General features: G+C 69.9%; 1 protein-coding gene. It reads right to left on the bottom strand.

Annotated elements, in window-relative coordinates:
* Nucleotides 1–1,350, bottom strand: a 1,350-nt coding sequence (locus tag ACLIBK_RS25525) for an IS701 family transposase (RefSeq protein WP_415390114.1), incomplete at its 3' end; no start/stop codon positions are given.
* Nucleotides 1,351–1,421: the final 71 nt, after the last annotated feature.

The raw sequence follows: 1,421 nt of genomic DNA on the forward strand, positions 1-1,421 counted from the left end.
TAGCACTACTTTGGCAGGACCAGATCCGGCGTTGCGCTGATCCACTTGCGGCAATGGGGGCATCGTGGCGGTGCTCGGGCGCGGAGCAGGCGGGTAACGAGGGCGGCCCGCACGGCGGGCAGACTGGGCCGCGGCGGTGGCCCGGCCCGCCTTTTTCCCCCGCCCTGCCTCGGCCAGGCGGCGGTGCTGCAGGAACGCAAAGGCCAGCATCGTCATCAGCGCGTGTCGGTGCAGGCCGGTCCATGAGCGGCCCTCGAAGTGGTCGAGGCCAAGTTCCTCTTTCATCTGCTGGTGCGCCTGCTCGCAGGTCCAGCGTGCCTTGATGGCGGCCGCCAAGGCCTTGAGGCCGGTGTCGGCGGGCAGGTTGGACAGGTGGTACTTCGTCTCGCCCGAGGCACGTCGCTCGCCCACCACCCAGGCATCCTCACCCGGCAGGTGCTGGGCCGGACGGCCGCCGATCTGCTGGGCCTGACCGTCCGCGACCTTGATGCGCAAAGCCGCGAACCGGGCCGTGAGGCGCCCCTTGGTGCCGCGGCGCCAGGTGATGGTGCGCCAGGGGGCGCCGGCGAGAACCTCCTCGGCCGAGCGAGAGAGCCGATCGGGCTCGTGCAGGCGACGCCGACTACCGGATGGTGGTGCGAGCAGCGTGACGTCGGGCGGGTAGACCTTGAGGATGCGCGGGATCCCGACCGCCCAGGCCAGCCCGCGCGCACTCAGGCCCTGGCGGAACAGGGCGCTGCCGCCATAGCCCGCATCGGCCAGCACGGTGCCAAACCGTGCCCCCATCGCCACGACCCGGTCCAGTTCGGCGAGCGCGAGCTCGGGCTTGGTTCGTGGTGTCCTCCATCTCTCCGGAACACCAGCCCTGTCGAGCCGGACCGGATCGCTGATCCAAGTCTCGGGCAGGAACAGGCGCAGAGCGACCGGAACCGGCACCTCGGCACGGGCCAGGGTCAGCGAGACCAGCGTTTGGCAGTTGGCGTTCTTGCCAAGCACCGTGGCGTACTGCGGCGCGACGCCGACCGAGGCGCGACCCTTCTTGGGCATGGCCGTGTCATCGATCACGAGGACCGCGTCCGGTCCACCTACCAGCCGGTCCGCCTCGGCCACCAGCACCGCCTCCAGCGGGCCCATGTCCCAGGTTCCGCCTGCAATGAAGTGGTGCAGGGCGTCGTGGCTCGGCAGGCCCAGTCGCTCAGCCATGGGCTGGACGCTCTTGCGCTCGCCCGGCCCAATCAGCCCTGCCACATAGAGCGGGCACATCGCCCGTCGCGCCGGGTGACCGAGCACCTCTAGAAAGGGTGCCAGCCAGCGTCCCAGCTCGCCCCTCCAACCCAAGCTCGACACCATGACCGCCTCCAATCATCCCAGATCAGAGCGCCCCGCCTTCCTGCCAGTTCCAACAGCCTGCCAAAGTAGTG

It is taken from the genome of Roseomonas sp. BN140053, assembly GCF_047690175.1.
Taxonomy (GTDB): Bacteria; Pseudomonadota; Alphaproteobacteria; order Acetobacterales; family Acetobacteraceae; genus Roseomonas.